Origin of the sequence: Roseococcus sp., from assembly GCF_965227005.1 — a bacterium.
GTDB lineage: Bacteria > Pseudomonadota > Alphaproteobacteria > Acetobacterales > Acetobacteraceae > Roseococcus.
Genome location: NZ_CBDDFJ010000021.1, coordinates 69,849 through 87,140, shown reverse-complemented (window position 1 = coordinate 87,140; position 17,292 = coordinate 69,849). Strand labels below are relative to the sequence as shown.

18 protein-coding genes are annotated in these 17,292 nt (G+C 68.2%); 9 read left to right on the top strand and 9 right to left on the bottom strand.

Annotation, left to right across the window (positions count from 1 at the left end):
* Positions 1-4: 4 nt before the first annotated feature.
* From feoB to ACO057_RS11525, 4 genes are all read right to left on the bottom strand, one after another.
* A complete protein-coding gene (gene feoB, locus ACO057_RS11540) occupies positions 5-1,900 on the bottom strand; it encodes a ferrous iron transport protein B (protein WP_421991788.1) in 1,896 nt (631 codons plus the stop codon).
* Positions 1,897-2,166 carry a FeoA family protein gene (locus tag ACO057_RS11535; RefSeq protein WP_421991786.1) on the bottom strand — a complete coding sequence of 90 codons (270 nt, stop codon included), beginning with the start codon at positions 2,164-2,166 and terminating at the stop codon, positions 1,897-1,899. Before ACO057_RS11535 ends, feoB begins: the two co-directional genes overlap by 4 nt.
* A 74-nt stretch (positions 2,167-2,240) precedes the next feature.
* Positions 2,241-2,726: a ferritin-like domain-containing protein gene (locus ACO057_RS11530; RefSeq protein WP_421991784.1), complete on the bottom strand. Its 486-nt coding sequence runs from the start codon at positions 2,724-2,726 to the stop codon at positions 2,241-2,243.
* A gap of 120 nt (positions 2,727-2,846) precedes the next feature.
* Complete coding sequence (locus ACO057_RS11525; RefSeq protein WP_421991782.1) at positions 2,847-3,674, bottom strand: hypothetical protein; 828 nt, start codon at positions 3,672-3,674, stop codon at positions 2,847-2,849.
* A 345-nt stretch (positions 3,675-4,019) separates the two neighbouring features.
* Between ACO057_RS11525 and ACO057_RS11520 the strand changes: the two genes are divergently transcribed.
* From ACO057_RS11520 to ACO057_RS11490, 7 genes are all read left to right on the top strand, one after another.
* Positions 4,020-5,159: a C45 family autoproteolytic acyltransferase/hydolase gene (locus ACO057_RS11520; RefSeq protein WP_421991780.1), complete on the top strand. Its 1,140-nt coding sequence runs from the start codon at positions 4,020-4,022 to the stop codon at positions 5,157-5,159.
* 161 nt (positions 5,160-5,320) lie between these two features.
* Positions 5,321-6,628, top strand: coding sequence for a hypothetical protein (locus ACO057_RS11515; RefSeq protein WP_421991778.1), 1,308 nt, complete (start codon positions 5,321-5,323; stop codon positions 6,626-6,628).
* Entirely contained in the window at positions 6,629-7,375 is a 747-nt protein-coding gene (locus ACO057_RS11510) for a TIGR04282 family arsenosugar biosynthesis glycosyltransferase (protein ID WP_421991776.1), read from the top strand.
* Positions 7,372-8,070 (top strand): glycosyltransferase family 2 protein, encoded by a 699-nt coding sequence (locus ACO057_RS11505; RefSeq protein WP_421991774.1) that lies wholly within the window; start codon positions 7,372-7,374, stop codon positions 8,068-8,070. The genes ACO057_RS11510 and ACO057_RS11505 overlap by 4 nt, the downstream gene beginning before the upstream one ends.
* 13 nt (positions 8,071-8,083) lie before the next feature.
* Complete coding sequence (locus ACO057_RS11500) at positions 8,084-9,124, top strand: NAD-dependent epimerase/dehydratase family protein (RefSeq protein ID WP_421991772.1); 1,041 nt, start codon at positions 8,084-8,086, stop codon at positions 9,122-9,124.
* An 88-nt stretch (positions 9,125-9,212) separates the two neighbouring features.
* A complete protein-coding gene (locus tag ACO057_RS11495) occupies positions 9,213-11,216 on the top strand; it encodes a hydantoinase/oxoprolinase family protein (protein ID WP_421991770.1) in 2,004 nt (667 codons plus the stop codon).
* On the top strand, positions 11,213-12,793 hold the full coding sequence (locus ACO057_RS11490) for a hydantoinase B/oxoprolinase family protein (protein ID WP_421991768.1): 1,581 nt from the start codon (positions 11,213-11,215) through the stop codon (positions 12,791-12,793). The genes ACO057_RS11495 and ACO057_RS11490 overlap by 4 nt, the downstream gene beginning before the upstream one ends.
* Positions 12,794-12,838: 45 nt before the next feature.
* Here the strand turns inward: ACO057_RS11490 and ACO057_RS11485 are convergent, their stop codons facing one another.
* Positions 12,839-13,099, bottom strand: coding sequence for an excalibur calcium-binding domain-containing protein (locus ACO057_RS11485; protein WP_421991766.1), 261 nt, complete (start codon positions 13,097-13,099; stop codon positions 12,839-12,841).
* Positions 13,100-13,382: 283 nt separating this feature from the next.
* Here ACO057_RS11485 and ACO057_RS11480 point away from each other — a divergent pair, with 283 nt between their 5' ends.
* On the top strand, positions 13,383-14,720 hold the full coding sequence (locus tag ACO057_RS11480; protein ID WP_421991764.1) for a tyrosine-type recombinase/integrase: 1,338 nt from the start codon (positions 13,383-13,385) through the stop codon (positions 14,718-14,720).
* 12 nt (positions 14,721-14,732) lie between these two features.
* On the top strand, positions 14,733-14,936 hold the full coding sequence (locus ACO057_RS11475; protein WP_421991762.1) for a helix-turn-helix domain-containing protein: 204 nt from the start codon (positions 14,733-14,735) through the stop codon (positions 14,934-14,936).
* Positions 14,937-15,139: 203 nt separating this feature from the next.
* Here the strand turns inward: ACO057_RS11475 and ACO057_RS11470 are convergent, their stop codons facing one another.
* Genes ACO057_RS11470 through ACO057_RS11455 form a run of 4 tightly spaced genes read right to left on the bottom strand, consistent with a single transcriptional unit; the run spans position 15,140 to position 17,250 of the window.
* On the bottom strand, positions 15,140-15,328 hold the full coding sequence (locus ACO057_RS11470) for a hypothetical protein (RefSeq protein WP_421991760.1): 189 nt from the start codon (positions 15,326-15,328) through the stop codon (positions 15,140-15,142).
* A gap of 5 nt (positions 15,329-15,333) precedes the next feature.
* Complete coding sequence (locus tag ACO057_RS11465; protein ID WP_421991758.1) at positions 15,334-15,894, bottom strand: hypothetical protein; 561 nt, start codon at positions 15,892-15,894, stop codon at positions 15,334-15,336.
* A complete protein-coding gene (locus ACO057_RS11460) occupies positions 15,869-16,483 on the bottom strand; it encodes a hypothetical protein (protein ID WP_421991756.1) in 615 nt (204 codons plus the stop codon). The genes ACO057_RS11465 and ACO057_RS11460 overlap by 26 nt, the downstream gene beginning before the upstream one ends.
* Positions 16,480-17,250, bottom strand: coding sequence for a hypothetical protein (locus ACO057_RS11455; protein ID WP_421991754.1), 771 nt, complete (start codon positions 17,248-17,250; stop codon positions 16,480-16,482). The genes ACO057_RS11460 and ACO057_RS11455 overlap by 4 nt, the downstream gene beginning before the upstream one ends.
* Positions 17,251-17,292 lie beyond the last annotated feature (42 nt).

Sequence of the window (17,292 nt, the reverse complement as noted above, 5' to 3'; positions counted from 1 at the left end):
AGGGCTATCCTGCACCCAGGATACTCGCTGTCTGATAGGTCACGAAGGCGGCGAGATAGGCCAGCGCGAGCATGTAGCCGAAGGTGAACCAGGCCCAGCCCCGGCTGCCCGTCTCGCGCCGGATCACCGCCAGGGTCGCCGCGCATTGCGGCGCGAAGACGTACCAGGCAAGGAAGGCCAGGGCCGTCGCCAGCGACCATTTCCCGGCGAGCGCGGATCCAAGCTCCGAGGAATCGTCTTCCGAGGCCTCGATCGCATAGACGGTGCCGAGGGCCGCCACCGCCACCTCGCGCGCCGCCATGCCCGGGATCAGCGCCACGCCGATCTGCCAGTTGAAGCCGATGGGCCGCAGCACGGGCTCCACCGCATGGCCGATGGTGAAGGCGAAGCTGTATTCGATGGCCGGCTCGGTCGCGCCTTCGGGCGGGCGGGGCACGGAGGAGAGGAACCAGATCACCATCGTCATCGCCAGGATGATGGTGCCCGCGCGGCGCAGGAAGGCGCGCGCGCGCTGCCAGAGGCCGATCGCCACGTCGCGCACGCGCGGCCACTTGTAGTCCGGCAGCTCGAGCATGAAGGGATCGCTCGGCACGTTGCGCCAGAGCAGCCGGCGGAAGACGAAGGACATGCCCAGCGCGCTGACGATGCCGACCGCGTAGAGACCGAACATCACCAGCCCCTGCAGGCCGATCCAGCCCCAGAGGGTCTCGTCCGGGATGAAGGCGGCGATGATCAGCGTATAGACCGGGATGCGGGCCGAGCAGGTCATCAGCGGCGCCACCAGGATGGTCGCGAGCCGGTCGCGCCGGTTGTCGATCACGCGCGTCGACATGATGCCGGGGATGGCGCAGGCGAAGCTCGACAGCAGCGGGATGAAGGCGCGGCCGTGGAGGCCCGCGCCGCCCATGATGCGGTCCATCAGGAAGGCGGCGCGGGCCATGTAGCCGAAATCCTCCAGCAGGAGGATGAACAGGAACAGGATCAGGATCTGCGGCAGGAAGACGAGCACGCCGCCGACGCCGCCGATCAGCCCGTCCTGCAGGAAACTGCGCAGCAGGCCGAGCCAGCCTTCCTCCGGCAGCAGGGAGCCCACCACGGCCCCCAGGGCGGAGAAGCCACCGTCGATGAGCTCCATGACGGGCGCGGCCCAGGCGAAGACGGCCTGGAACATCAGGAACAGCACGGCCATCAGCACCAGCATGCCGCCCACCGGATGCAGCACCACCGCATCCAGCCTGCGCGTCAGCCCATCGCGCCGGTCGGGCACGCGGACGGTGGCGGCCACGATGCGGTCGGCCTCGCGCTGCAGGGCGCGCAGCCCGGCCGCGTCGGGTGCCATCCAGGCGGAGGTGGTGGCCGCGGGCGCATGCGCCTCTCGCCGGTCGATCTCGGCCAGCAGGGCGTCGGTGCCCCCGCGCCGCACGGCGACGGAGGTGACCACCGGCAGGCCGAGCTCGGCCGAGAGGCGTTCGAGGTCGATCTCGATGCCGCGATGGCGGGCGATGTCGATCATGTTGAGCGAGAGCATCAGCGGCAGGCCGGTCTGCTTGAGCTCCAGCACCAGGCGCAGGCCGAGCCGCAGATTGGTCGCATCGGCGACGCAGACCAGCAGGTCGGGCCGCGGCTCGCCCTTGCGATGTCCCAGGACGATGTCGCGCGCGATGGCCTCGTCGGGGCTGCGGGCGCGCAGCGAATAGGTGCCGGGCAGATCCGTCACGTTCACCTGGCGCCCGGCGGGGGTGGCCAGATGGCCGACCTTCCGCTCGATCGTGACGCCGGGATAGTTCGCGGCGCGCTGGTGGCTGCCGGTGAGGGCGTTGAAGAGCGCCGTCTTGCCGCAGTTCGGATTGCCGACCAGGGCGACCGCGAGGTTGCGCTGGGCGGGAAGAAGCTCGTTCATGACAGGGGCTCGACGAGAATGGCGGCGGCCTCGCGCCGGCGCAGGGCGATGGTGGCCGATTGCAGGCGGACGGCGATGGGGTCGCGGCCGAAAAGCCCCTGATGCAGGATCTCGACCAGGGCGCCTTCGACGAAGCCCAGTTCGATGAGCCGCCGTTCTAATTCCTCAGGCGCAACGGCACCGGCTTCGGGGGGCCGCAGGCCAAGGATGCGGCCACGAAAGCCGCGCGGCGCGGCGCCAAGATCGGCGGGGGTGGAAAGGGACATGCTGGACCCGCTTTGCGAGCCCGCCTTTTAGATGCGAATGCCATTCGATTGCAATTCGCCGCAGGCGCCGCCGTCTAACCGGGGGCCAAGGCTGCGGGAGCGAGGAGGAGGTCGGCGAGCGCGGCCAGCCGCTCATCCAGGGCCTTCTCCTCGTCCAGGGACCGCCGGAGGAGTCCGGCCGCCTCGGGTTTGCCCAATGCGGCGGCCCAGGCCGCCAGGGCCGCGTAGCGTGAAATCCGATGGTGCGCGGCGGCCTGGCCGCAAGCGATCAGCGCCGCATCCTGGATCGGACCGGGCTCGATGGCCGCATCGAGGAATTCCTCGCAGTCCTGCAGGAGGCCCAGAATCGCACTGGAGGTCTCGGCCCGTGGACGGCGGCCAAACAGCCGGAATACCTCGCCCAGCCGCTCCTGCCGGGACCGCTCTGCCGTGCCGTGATGGGAAAGGGCATCGCGCAGGGGTGCGCTGTTCGCGGCGCGGGCCATGCGAGGCAGGGCTTTCTCGAATTGCCGTTCGGCGAAGGTCATTTCCCGAAGGAGGTCGATAAAAAGGTCACTCATCGAGGGCATGATAAGTCCTGGGCATCGGGCCGATCCGGCGGCCACCCGAAAGGACGCAATTCACGAAAAAACAGGCCGACGGAATTTCCGCCGGCCTGTTCTCTGGAATGACGGGGACGCTTAGTGCGAGTCGTCGCGGAGACCGCCGCCATAAGCCGCGCCAACCGCCGCCATGAAGGCGCCGATCAGCAGGGAAAGGGCGGTGAACAGGGACAGCTGCGCCGCCGCCTTGCGGGCCGTTTCCGCCGCCTCGCGCGCCGCCTGGGCTGCCTCGCGAGCCTTGGTCACGGCCTGATCCACGCGAGCTCGCGCATCGTCCTGCGAGATGCCGGCGCGGGATGCCACCAGCTGCGCCAGATAGTCGCGATCCGCCGCCGGAAGCTGGCCCGCGGAGATCGCGTTACCAACGATGACCATGACCTCCTGGGCTGCCTGCTCGTTGCTCTCGCCGTTCGGATTAGCGGCGCCGGGGTTGGCCGAGCGGAACAGGCTGTCCATCTGGTATTGCGAGACGGACTCGACCGCGCTGGCCGCCGTCTGGCCGGCCGCGCCGGCCACCTGTCCGGCCGTGCCGATCGCACCCGTCACGGCGGAGGTCAGAATGCCCACGGTGAGAAGCGTGGCGACCGCCCAGGCCAGCATCCCGTGCGCGGTATCCCGGAAGAAGACCTCGTCACGATGGACGGAAATCCAGCGCGTGCGAAGGCGCCCGGCGACGTAGCCGCCCAGCGCCGAGGCAATCCATTGCACGACGATCAGCCAGACGACCGCCATGATCCCGAGGGTGGTGGCGGACACGCCTTCGTCATGCCAGGGCGAGATCGAGGAGAAGCCGAGGCCCGCCCCCACCGCCAGCAGGATCAGCGTGGCCGAGCAGGCGACGACCGCGCCCGCGAAGATGGCGGCCCAGGAGACGGCCGATTGCTCGGCCGGCACATGGTCCAGCATGGCAGCGCCTGGTCGGACGGGCGCTGCATCATAGGTGCTGTTCACCATGGCTTAGCGCCAGATTAGAGCGAGGAGGATGATGATCGGAATGGGGATTCCCAGAAGCCAGAGAAGAATGCCGCGGCCCATGTTTGCCTCCTGTGACGTGTTGTGATGAAGGGGCAAACGGCGAGAGGCGCCAGGGAGTTGCATGGCGTCGCGCCAAGCTGATCAACCTGTTGCGCGCAAGCCTCAGCTCCACCGCACGGCCGGCAATGTGCGGCCGGCAATGGTTCGGCCGAAAGGGCTTTGCCGTGATCCGTTCTGGGATCAGCATGACGCGACCCAGGACAAGGCTTCCTCCCCATGACTCAGACGATCGAGCCCTTTCCCCTCATCGAGCTCACGGGCGGCCCTGAGGCGCGCGGGCGGCTCTATGGCCGCATGGCCAAGGCGCGGGTCCACAAGTCGCTGTCGCATTACGGCACGCAGCTTGCCGGCCAGGGCCGCGATGCCGGCGCCGTTCGCGCCATGGCGCGCGACTTCGTCCCCCGCATCGAGGCCTTCGAGCCCGATTTCGTCGCCGAGATGCGCGGCATCGCCGAGGGCGCGGATGTGGCCTTCGAGGATATCGTGCTCATCAACTGCCGCACCGAGGTGCTGCAGCTCGCCAAGCGCGCCGAGGCGCTGGCGGCGATCCGCAAGGAGCCGGATGGCTGCACCGGCGCCATTCTCCTGCCCGAGGCGACGGCCGATGGCAGCGTCATCCACGGCCAGAACTGGGACTGGAAGAGCGAATGCGCCGAGACCGGCGTAGTGCTCCGCATCCGCCGCGAGGACGGGCCGGACGTGCTGACCTTCGTGGAGGCCGGCGGCCTCGCGCGCTGCGGTCTCAACGCTGCCGGCATCGCCATCACCGCGAACTACCTGGAGAGCGACCGCGACTACACGCAGGAGGGCATTCCGCTCTCGCTGCTGCGGCGCCAGGCGCTCAACCAGGAGCAGGTCGCGCTGGCGTTCCGCTCGCTCTACAGCACGCCGAAATCGGGTTCGAACAACCTGATGCTCAGCCATGCCAGCGGCTATGGCGTGGACATCGAATGCGCGCCGGACGAATCCTTCCTCGTCCAGGCGGAGGGCGGGATCCTTGTCCATTCCAACCATTGGCAGAGCCCGGTGGCGCTCGCCAAGCTCAAGGACATGGGCCTCGTCAGCACGCCCGACAGCGCCTATCGCGACCGACGTGTGCGCGACGCGCTGACGGCCAGGCGCGGCAAGCTCACTATGGATGACCTGCGCGCGGCCTTCTTCGACGACTGGCAGTCGCCCTGGTCGGTCTGCCGTCCGCCGCGGATGAATCTGGGCGGCAATCTCTCCGCGACGGTCGCGATGATCCTGATGAAGCCGGCCGAAGGGCTGATGGAGATCGCGCCGCTGCCCGCGTTGAACCGCAATTTCACGCGTTACACCCTGGCGGCGGAGGGAGCGGCGGTACGGGCGGCATGACCTTAAAATTCGCCGGCCTGTAACCGCGGTCGCCCGGATTTGTTGACAAGGCAGGAGGTAACTTCGACCGGTCCCCGGGCGAAGACGGCCTTGAACGGCTTGGAGAGACCCATGACAGGCGCGGCCGCATCCCTCCCCGACGCGACCGGCGTCTGATCGGCTTGACCGGCCCGACCCTTCGCCTTCTGGGCGTCGGCCTGGCGATCCTCGCTCTGGTCCTGGCCGGGCCTGTCGTGCATCGGCAGCTGGGCGACCTCGCCTTCGGCGCGCTCGCCATCGGGCAGGGGGCGCTGGTCATCTGGGCCATCCGGCTAGCGGCGCGCGCGCCCGAACGCCGCGCTTTGCTGATCATCCTGGGCATCGGGATCGCGCTGCGCCTCGCCTTGCTCTTCGTCGCGCCGCATCTGTCGAGCGACGCCTTCCGCTATGTCTGGGACGGGCGGGTGCAGGGCGAGTGGATCAATCCCTATCGCTATGTTCCCGCCGCGCCCGAGCTCGCCTTCCTGCGCGACGCGGCGATCTACCCCTTCATCAACCGCGCCGATTATGCGGTGACCATCTACCCGCCGGCCGCGGAAATCCTCTTCTTCCTGGTCGGTCGCATCGCCGACGGGCTGGTGCCGCTGAAGCTCGCCTATTTCGCGCTGGAGGTGGTCACGGTCGCCGTCCTGCTCGACCTACTGCGGCGGATCGGCCAGCCCGTGACGCGCATCGTCGCCTATGCCTGGCACCCGCTGGTGATCTGGGAGATCGCGGGCAGCGCGCATATCGATGCGGCGATGCTCTCGGTGATGGCGCTCGGCGTCTGGCTCGCCGTGGTGAAGCGCCGCCTGGTCCTGGCGGCCGGGGTGATCGCGGTCGCGACCTTGATGAAGCCGCTCGCCGCCCTGGCCCTGCCGATCGCCTGGAAGCCCTGGGGCTGGCGCGCGCCAGCCGTGGCGCTGGGCGTCGTGGCCTTGCTCTATATTCCCTATCTCTCGGTGGGGACGGGCATGTTCGCCTTCGTCCACGGTTATGTGCAGGAAGAGGCGCTGGAATCCGGCGAGGCCTTCTGGCTGGTCTGGCTCGTCACCAGGCTGTTCGGCCCGGTCCCGGGGCTGAGGACGATCTATATCGTGGCGGCCGCCGCGCTGCTGCTCGTCCTGGCGCTGCGCCTGTCCTTCGCGTCGGAGGAGGATGCGGAAAGCCGTCTGCGCCGGCTCTCCTGGCTCGTCTTCGCGGGGGTCTTCGCGCTCTCGCCGGGATACCCCTGGTACTACCTCTGCCTGATGCCGTTCGTGGTGCTCTTCGGCTCGCCGCATCTCTGGGCGGCCACGATCGCCGGATACCTTCTCTACAATGAGGTCCAGGGCGATCCGGAAGTCGCTTTCTGGATTCGAGACGGCGCGATGAACCTCGCCGTCTTCGGCGCGTTGGTGTGGACGGCGCTGCGGGCGAGAACCGGGCGCCCAGGCGAGGGAGCGGGCTGAATGGACGCGATCACATCGAGGAAGGGCCGCGCCATGGGGAAGGTCGCCGTCGCCATCATCTGCAAGACCCCCGCGCCGGGAAAGTCCAAGACCCGGCTCTCGCCGCCGCTACGTCCCGAGGAATGCGCGGCGATATCCGCCTGCTTCATCCAGGATCTGGCCCGCACCATCGGCGCGCTGGATCCTGCCACCGCGGCCGGCTACGCCGTCTATACGCCCGAGGGTTCGGAAGCGGAGCTGCGCCGCCTTCTGCCGTCCGGCTTTGGCCTGACGCTGCAAGGCGAGGGCGACCTCGGCGCCCGGCTGCACAAGGGCATCGCGGATCTGCTGGAGGAGGGCCATTCGGGCGCGATCCTGGTCAATTCGGACAGCCCCACTTTGCCGCCCGCCATCCTCCAGGCCGCCGTCGACGCCACGGCCGGAGGCGACCGCGTGGTGCTCTGCCCCGCCGTCGATGGCGGCTACACGCTGATCGGCCTGTCGGTCGCGCACCGGCGGCTCTTCGAGGACATTCCCTGGAGCACCGAGGTCGTCTTCCGCCTGACGCTGGAGCGCGCGACGGAGCTCGGCCTGCCGGTGGTGATCCTCGATCCCTGGTACGATATCGACGACGCCGCCTCCTATGCGACGCTCGAGGACGAGATGGCCGGCAACCGCCCTGACTTCGCCAGCTGGTCCGTGCCGCTGCACGACGCGCCCGCCACGCGCCGCTTCCTTGCCCAGCGCCGCGCCGGTACGGCCGCGTGACGCTGAGCCAGGTCTCCGTCGTCATCCCCTGCCTCAACGAGGAGGAGCCGATCGGCGAGGTCGTGCGCGAGGTCCTGGCGCAGGGAGTGGGCGAGGTGATCGTGGTGGATAACGGCTCCACCGACCGCACCGCCGAGCGCGCCGCCGCCTCCGGTGCGCGCGTGGTGAGCCAGCCGCGGCGCGGCTATGGACGGGCCTGCGCTTCGGGCGTTGCGGCGGCGAAGGGCGAGATCCTCTGCTTCATGGATGGCGACGGCAGTGACGTGCCGGAGTTCATCGCGGCGGTCGTCGGACCTGTCGCGGAGGGCCGCGCGGATTTTACGATGGGCTCGCGCCTGCGCGGTCGTCGCGAGCCGGGCAGCATGACGCCGCAGCAGGTTCTCGCTGGCCGAATCTCGGGCATGCTGCTGCGCGCGACCTATGGCGCCGCCTTCACCGACATGTCGCCGCTGCGGGCGATGCGCGCCGATCGTCTCGCCGCGCTGGGGATGCGCGAGGAGACCTATGGATGGAACCTCGAGATGCAGATGCGCGTCGCCGCGGCCGGGCTGCGCTGCCTGGAGATTCCCGTCGACCATCGCTGCCGGCGCGGCGGCGAGTCCAAGGTCTCCGGCAATCTCGTCGCCGGGGTGAAGGCGGGCTGGAAGATCACCACGACCTTCCTGCGTCTCGCCTGGGCCTTGCGGAAACACTGATCCGGAGAATCGCATGCGCGTCCTGCTGACCGGAGGGGCCGGCTTCATCGGCCAGCACGTCCTGGCCCGGCTGCTCCAGCGTGGCCACGAGGTCCGCGTCCTGGATTCCCTGCGTCCCGACGTGCATCGCGATGGCCGAGACTGGGCGCCGCCACCCGGGGTGGAATTGCAGCGCGGCGACGTGCGCGACGCGCGGGCCTGCGACGCGGCGCTGGCCGGGGTGGAAGCCGTGGTGCATCTCGCGGCCAAGGTGGGTCTCGGCGTCGATATCGCCGACATGCCCGACTACGCCTCTTCCAACGATGCCGGCACGGGCGAGCTGCTGGCCGGCATGGCGCGGCACGGCGTGTCGCGGCTGACGATCGCAAGCTCCATGGTGGTCTATGGCGAGGGCCTGGGCCTTTGCCCGGAGCATGGCGCCGTCTCGCCCGGGCCGCGCCTGGAGGCCTCGCTCGCGGCCGGCGATTTCGAGCCGCCCTGTCCCATCTGCGGGCAGCGTCTCGGCACCGCGCTGGTCGGCGAGTCCGTGGCGCTCGATCCGCGCAATGCCTATGCGACGAGCAAGATGGCGCAGGAATTCTACGCGGCGAACTGGGCGCGGGTGGTGGGCGGATCGGTGGCCGCGATGCGCTACCACAACGTCTATGGACCGGGCATGCCGCGCGACACGCCCTATGCCGGCGTGGCGGCCATCTTCACTTCGGCGCTGCGGGCCGGACAGGCGCCGCGCGTCTTCGAGGATGGCGGGCAGCGGCGCGACTTCGTGCATGTGCGCGACATCGCCTCGGCGACGGTGGCGGCCTGCGAGCAGGTGACCGAGGGCGTGCGGGCCTTCAATGTCGGCTCGGGCACGCCGCGCAGCGTGGGCGAGATGGCGCGGGCGCTGGCCCTGGCGCTGGACGGGCCGGCGCCCGTGGTCACGGGCCAGTACCGGCTGGGCGATGTGCGGCACATCACCGCGGATTCCGCGAAGCTGCGACGCGAGCTGGGCTGGGAGCCCTCCGTGGATTTCACGGAGGGCATGACGGAACTGGCCCGCCAGCCGGCCGGCTGACATCGCGGCAAAACTTGATCTTCCTCTTTGTCGGACCCGACCTTAACGTCGCGCGGATGATGCGCGGGCGCACCATGGTGGAGGTCTCTTGACGCAGCCAATGTGGGACGTGGGAACGGATATCGGCGGAACTTTCACCGATATCGTCGCCATCCGTTCCGGATCGACGGAAACCCGCACCGCGAAGGTGCCCTCCCGCCCCAAGGATCCCGTCCGCGCCATGCTGGAGGCGATCGCCGCCGTGGGGCTGGAGCAGAGCGAGATCCGGCGCTTCGTGCATGGGACGACGCGTGTCACCAACGCCATCGTCGAGAACCGGCTGCCGAGGGTCGCGCTGATCGCCACCGCCGGCTTCGAGGACGTGCTGGAGATCGGCCGCTACCGCCGCCGCGATCTCTATCGCCTCGACATCGCGCCCAAGGCGCCGCCGCTGGTGCCGCCGGAGCTCTGCTTCGGCCTGCACGAGCGCGTGGACCACGAAGGCCGGATGCTGACGCCGCTGGACCCCGCCGAGCTGGAGCGCCTGGCCGCCTGGCTGAAGACGGCGGATGTCGGCAGCGTCGCCGTCAGCCTGCTGCACGCCTATGCCAATCCCGCGCATGAGCGGCAGGTGCGCGAGCGCATCGCGGCGCTGGTCCCGCATCTCTGCCTCTCGCACGAGGTGAATCCGGAGGCGCGGGAATATGAGCGCGCCTCCTCCACCGCCTTCAACGCGGCCACCATGCCCATCGCGGTGGAATATCTGTCCGAACTGGAGGAGCGCCTGCCGCTGGGCCCCGGGCTGCAGGTCTTTCACTCGGCCGGTGGCATGGTGCCGGTGCCGGCGGCCAAGGCGCGGCCGCTGGTGATGGCCATGTCCGGCCCGGCGGCGGGCGTTTCGGCCTCGGCGCGCATCGCGCGGGATCTCGGCCTGCCGCGCATCATCACCTTCGATATGGGCGGCACGACCACCGATGTCTGCCTCATCGTCGACGGCATCGCCGAGATGTCGGACGCGCGCATGATGGGCGACCGCCCGCTGCGCCAGCCCATGCTGGCCGTGCATTCCATCGGCGCAGGCGGCGGCTCCATCGTGAAGATGGGGCCAGGCGGGCTCTCCGTCGGCCCCGAGAGCGCGGGCGCCGAGCCGGGGCCGGCCTGCTACGGGCTGGGCGGCGCGAAGGCCACCATCACCGACGCGAATGCGCTGCTGGGCTATCTCGACCCCGAGGCGCGGCTCGGCGAGCGCATCGCGCTCGACCTCGATCGCGCGCGGGCGGTGATCGAGCCCATCGCGTGGGAGCTCGGCCTCGGTCTTACCGCCACCGCGCTCGGTATCCTGCGCGTGGCCAATGCCACCATGGCCCGCGCCCTGCGCCGCGTGACGGTGGAGCGCGGCATCGACGGGCGCGACTGCACGCTGCTGGCCTTCGGCGGCGGCGGGCCCATGCATGCGGCCGGCATCGCGGAGATCTACGGCATCGCGCAGATCATCGTGCCCACGGCCTCCAGCGCCTTTTCCGCGCTGGGCTGCCTGACGGCGGATGTCAGCTTCCTGCAGCAGCGCACGGTGCGCCTGCCGCTCGCGGGCTTCGATGCCGCCGCCTTCGCCGCGCATCTGGAGGGCCTCACGCAGAACGCGATGGAGCCGCTCGTCTCGCACGACGTGCCGGCGACCTCGATCGGCAGGGAGCACACCGCGCTCATGCGCTATGCCGCGCAGAGCGACGCGCTGCCCGTGCCCTTCACCCTGCCCTTCGACCCTGCCGCGCTCGAGGCTGATTTCCACGCCCGTCATCACGAGCTCTTCGGCTATTCGACGAAGGAGGACTGCGTGATGGAATCCCTGCGCGTGCAGGCGCGCCAGCCTTCCAGCATGCGCATCGCGCGTCCCTCGGCGGGCGGCACGCCGCGCGCGGAAGGCACGCGCCTTTGCAGCTTCGACAGCGCCCTCGATGTCGAGACGACGATCCTCGATCGCGACAAGCTCGCCGGCGCCGTTGCGGGTCCCTCCATCATCCAGGACGCCTGGTCCACGATCATCGTCCCGCCGGGTTGGAGCGCGCGGCCGGACGACTTCGGAAACCTCTTCCTGTCGAAGGTGGCGGCATGACCCCCGATCTCGATCCCTTCGCCGTCGAGGTTATCCGCCACGGCCTTTCCGCCGCCGCGGAGGAGATGAGCCTGGTCATGACCCGCTCGGCGCGCTCGCCGCTGCTGCGCGAGGCCGGCGACCTCTCCTCCGCCATCATGGATGCCGAGGGCGGGCTGGTGGGGCAGGGGCGCGACATCCCCATTCATCTCGGCGCGATGGCCTATACGATCCGCGAATTGCTGAAGGTCTATCCGGCCGGGCGCCTGCGCGAGGGCGATGCGCTGATCTACAATCTCGGCATCCTCGGCGGGAACCATCTCAACGACGTGAAGGTGGCGCGGCCCATCTATGTGGACGGCCGGCTGATCGCCTTCGCGCTGAGCCTCGCGCATTGGCCCGATGTCGGCGGCACCTGGCCCGGCAGCTATTATGCCACGGCGATGGACACCTATCAGGACGGCATGCGCATCCCGCCCGTGCTGATCGCGACGCGCGACGGCGTGCAGCCCGGCGCGATGGCGATGATCCTCCACAACGTCCGCGATCCCGTCTCCTGCGAGGGCGACATGCTGGCGCAGATCGCCTCCACCGCCGCCGCCGAGCGCCGCGTCCGCGATCTCTGCGCGCAGCACGGGACGGAGACCTTCATCGCCGCCATGTCGCGCCTGCATGACCTCTCCGAGGCGGAGATGCGCGCGGCCATCGCCTCCCTCCCGGACGGCAGCTGGGAGGGCGAGGACTGGGTGGATGGCGGCGACCCCGGCACCGGGCCCGCGCGCATCCATGTCCGCCTGACCATCGCCGGCGATGAGGCGACCATCGACCTCTCCGGCAGCTGCGACCGGGTGAACAGTTTCTGCAACTGCACGCCCTATATCGCGCGCTCCGCCGTCATCTATGCGATGCGCGTGCTGAGCGGACGGGAGATGCAGCAGAACGAGGGTGCGTTGCGGCCGCTGACCATCGTCACGCGGCCGGGCTCGATCTTCGAGCCGGGGTGGAACGCGGCCGTCGCGGCCGGCAATCACGAGACCTCGGGCCGCATCGTGGATGCGATGTTCAAGGCGATGGAGCATGTGATCCCGCGCAACGTCTCGGCGGGCGGCGGCACCACGGCGGGCATGCTCACCTTCTCCGAGCGCATGCCCGATGCCAGCTGGCGGATGCTCTACGAGGTGCATGCGGGCGGCGAGGGCGCGCGCCACGATCGCGCCGGCAGCCCCGCGGTGCGCGTGCACCTGACCAACACCGCCAATACCCCAGCCGAGATGATCGAGGCGACCTATGCGATTCGCGTGGAGCGCCAGGCGATTCGCCGCGGCTCCGGCGGCGCGGGCGAGCATGCGGGCGGCGACGGGCTCGTGCGCGCCTATCGCGTGCTGGCGAAGGAGATGCTGCTCACCACCTGCTGCGAGCGGATGGTGGTGCCGCCCTATGGCATGAAGGGCGGGGCGGAGGGTATGCCCTTCGCCATCACGCTGGAGCGCGACGGGCGCACGGAGGCGCTGCCCGGAAAGGGCAATCTGGTGCTGCGCCAGGGCGACCTGGTGACCATCGAGACCTGCGGCGGCGGGGGCTTCGGCCGGGTGGCCTGATCGTCGGCCGGCAGACCTATCGTGGCGCGGTCGTTTGAATCGCGGTCAACGCCGGTGCGGCGGCCAGGGTTCGCAAGCCCAGCCGTCCCGATCGCGATCGAGGTGGCGCCAATAGCCCGGATCGCCGCGACGAGCTGGCGCCAGCCCGACCTGGCGCGCGGCGCCACAATTCGGCATGGCCCAGAAATGCCGCAGCGTTGCGCCTGGTGGCCAAGGACTGAACTGCAGGACGGCGAGATAGATCCAGAGCCCGGTAGACCCCGCACACAGCAGCCAGAATGCCCCGAACTTGAGGATATCGCGCATATTGTTCTCCCCGATCGACAGGAGAGTGGCGCGTCAGTTGTGCAAGGCCAAGGTCAGATCTTCGTCAGTCGCACCCTTGTGACGCAGGCACCGTGCAGGTCTTCGATACATTGTTCTGAAAGGGTGATGGTGGAGCTGAGCGGAATAGAAGTAATGAGTCCGGGCGTTCTGGACTAACCAAGGGCTTCCTCTAAGTTAGTCATAATTTCAATAGGTTGACGGAAGCACTGTTCGCGATCATTCTCAGTTGATCCGAGCCAGCCGGACCCTTTTGTTGGGTCGAATGTTGGGTCAGGAATTGGGTCAACGAGTTCGGTGGAGAACAGATGTGGCACTGACTACCAAGGCTGTTGAAGCGCTCGCCAAGAAGGGGAGCCATAAGCCTGGGCGTCACACGGATGGTCAGGGGATGCACCTCTTCGTGCGCCCGGACGGCGCGACAACCTGGGTGTTGAGGTTCCGGCTCCACGATCGCCAGCGCGACTTCGTCATCGGCGCCTTCCCCGAGATCTCTCTCAAGGAAGCCCGTGACCTCGCATATAATGCGCGTCAGCTGGTGAAGGCCGGCAAGGATCCGATCCTTGAGCGCCGGCGGGTGGAGCAGGAGGCAGCATTAGCCGCCAACGTCGATCACAGCTTCAAGGCCGCGACCGAGGAATTGATAGAGGCTCGCGCGGCGACCTGGCGCAACGAGAAGCACAAGTGGCAGTGGAAGCAGACGCTCGAGACGCACGCCTTCCCGATCCTGGGGAAGATGCAGGTGCAGGACATCGAGACGGACCATGTGCTCAGGGTGCTCAAGCCCCTCTGGGCCCGGATCCCCGAGACCGCCTCCCGTGTGCGTGGCCGCATCGAAGCGATCCTCGACTACGCTCGAGCCAGTGGATGGAGGCGTTCGGACGTGCTCAACCCGGCGCGCTGGAAGGGAAACCTCGCCGACCTCCTGCCGCGCATCGACAAGATCGCCAAGGAGAAGCACTACCCGGCTCTCCCCTGGCATCGTGTCCCGGCCTTCATGCAGGCGCTGCGGGCGCGGCCGGGTATGACGCCCGACGCCCTGCAGTTCTGCATCCTCGCCGCGGTGCGCTCCAACGAGCTCCGCGGCATGCGCTGGGGTGAGCTGGATGGTGATACCCGCACCTGGATTATCCCAGCCGATCGCATGAAGACCAAGGAGATCCACCGCGTCCCGGTCACCGACCAGATGCAGGCGATCCTCGACAAGGTGCGCGTGGGCAAGCCTCGCCGCGACGATCTGGTGTTCCACGGCCGCGACCTGAAGGCGCCACTCTCCGCGATGTCCATGGTCATGCTGGTTCGAGGGATGGCGTCCGATGGACTCGAGGAAGGTGACCTGCCGCGCTGGGCCGACCTCGAGGGCCGCGTCATCGTGCCACACGGCTTCCGATCCAGCTTCCGCGACTGGGCCGGCGAGACCCGCTCTGAAGGGCGTGAGGTGGCCGAGCGCGCCCTTGCGCACGTCGTATCGGGAGTTGAAGGCGCCTATGCCCGCAGTGACCTCTTGGAGCGCCGACGGCCGCTCATGCAAGCGTGGAGCACCTTCGCAACCGGGCCGACGAGCGCCGTCGTCGTGCCCTTCTCTTCCCCCCGCGTCGCCTAAAGGACCAATGTCATGTCGAACAACGAACCGATCGAATATCTGACCGTCAACGAGGCGATGGAGAAGGCCAAGGTTGGCCGAACCAAGCTCTACCGGCTGCTGTCCGAGGGGAGTCTGCGCGCTCGTAAGTCCGGCGCGCGGACGCTGATCGAGACTGAGAGTTTGGCGGCCTGGTCAAAGACGCTGCCGGTGGCGACCTTCAAGAAGGCGGCCTGAATTGGTACGGGAGGCGTAAGCGCGCCTTGCTGCATGGTTCACCATGCCCCGTCTTGAGACTGCCAGGCCCTAGGGCTTCACAGCCAGGCAGAATGAAAAAGGGCCGGAGGATCATCCTCCGGCCCCGCGCAATGTGCTCCTGATCTGGGGGCATCAGGCATTGCAAGCTGGTCTATGGTCGTCAGGCAGCCGCCGGCGCCATCCTATTCAGGATGAATCACCGTGATGTCCTTGGCTGGAGCTGGGGGAGGTTGCTCACCCCTCTCGAACCAGAGGATGAGCACGACGATAACGCCGGCGGCGGCAATATAGGGAGCCAGGGCAACGACAACCGCAGAGGCGACCAGAACTGCGGCGAAGGCCAGGATCCCCATGATGAGAACCCTGGCCATGATCGTCAGGTGCCTTGCGGGCGCTTCAGGCCCCTGAAGAGCGAGCGGCGCTCACCCTCAGCCGGCGCCGCAGCGGGCTCGGCAACCACCTCACCGGCCTCGGCGGCGACGGTCGTGCCGCCTTCGAAGGGCGGATCGCCGGCGATCGCCTCTTCACCGACCTCGGGCGCTGCAGGGGCTGCCGGGGTCACCAGCTGGGGGCGCGCGAAGATCTTCGGCGTGCGCGTGGGAGCTGCGGCCGGTTTCGTCGCGGGAGCTGCGGCGCTGGGCGTCTCGGGCTCAGCCGCAGGCGGCGTCTCCGGGACCGGCGCGGGCTCGGGAGCCGCGGCGGAAAGCGCAGGGGCGGAAGGCGTCTCGACCGGAGCGGACACCGGGATGCAAGGCTGCAGCCGGGTGCTCGGGAAGAGGTCTTCGTGGGCGATGTCGATCGTGGCGCGGAAGCCATCGCTGCCACGGGTGGCCGCCAGCTCGATGGCCATCGCGGTGTCGGGCTCGATGTTGAAGCGGCGGCAAAGATGCGAGCGGATGGCCGCGTCGATCTCAGCCTGGACGAGTATGATTTGCATGGGGTTCGCGTTCCCTGGCTCCGTAGAGCCGATGGAGGTTCTTGAAAGTTGGGGTGAGGACGCCGGCATGGATCGCTCCGACGGCGTCAGCTACGTGTTCGGCTCGGGACTGGAGGTCACCCTTCTTGTACCCTTTCCCGTTCTGTGTGTGCCGAGGCCACTCTGAGTCGGGATAAAGAGCCACTGCGGCCTCAATCTGCTGAGTTTTAGTGGCGTTCTTCATCCCAGACAAGGCAAGTTTAACCTCGCTCGCCGTGACTTCAATGATCTGAACCCCCTCAGAGCGCAATGCGGCAAGTATACCGACGCAAATTCCATAGCTACACATGGCTCTTGCGGATTGTGATCCCACTGGAACCTCAACGAAGGCGACATCGGCCTCTCTACCAGTCCGAAACGCAGCGTCAGCCAGCTGCTCAGCCACATGAAGGTCTTCGGAGTTCTGCCGAACCTGCTTGTGGTTGATCTTGGTGGGTTCGATGACACGCAGACGGGGCGTAGATAGATACCCCGTCTGCATATCGAGCTCGGCTTCGGCAATGCCCCAGTGGGTGAGACTGGGGTCAAAGCCTACAACCTTCAGGCTCACGCCGCCTTCTTGGCGCCGAACAGGCTCGGACGGGTCGCGCCCGCCTGGCCGCCGGCAACCGGGGCCCCGTTGCTCGACTTCGTGGCCACGGGAGCACCCGCGGCGCCGCCCTGGCCGTCCTTGATGGTGCGCTTGTCGCGCTCCTTGCCCTTGTTGCGCTCGAGCCAGGCATCCCAGAAGACGCCTTCGGACAGACCCTGGCGGGCCTCGGCGCAGGTCATCTTGGTCTCCGTGTGGAAGACCTTCTCGATGACGTTGGAGCTGCGCTCCTCGGCCGTCGGCACGTACTCGTTGCCCTCGAGCTTGGTCTTGTTCTCGAGCAGCTTGCCGATGCCGAGCGAGACCGTCAGGCCCAGCAGCTCGACGAGCACGGGGACGGACTTGGGCACTTCCTTCTTCTGGTCCGGGTCATAGACCTTGACCATCTTGGCCTCGGTGTCCTGCTCGGCCAGGCCCTTGCCGGACGTGACGGTGCAGATGTCATCCATCACGGTGAAGCCGGGCAGGGCGACGCGCTTCGTGGGGTCGTCCTTGTTGACGAACCAGTTCTCGCCCTTCTTGTTGGTGATGTAGATCGTCTCGCGGTACTCGCTGCCGCCGGGCAGGTCGAGGATCAGCGTCACGTTCTGGGCGCCGCCCTTCGAGGAGCCGGCGTAGGCCATCTTGATCGGGCCCGTGTAGATGTCGGTCTCGCGGACCTGGAAGCCGCCCAGACGATCCTGGGTCTCCTCGAAGCCATCGGACTTGAGCTTGGCGAAAATGCTCATGGCACTCTCTTTCATGATTTGGTGGAGGAAAGGGTGTGGAAC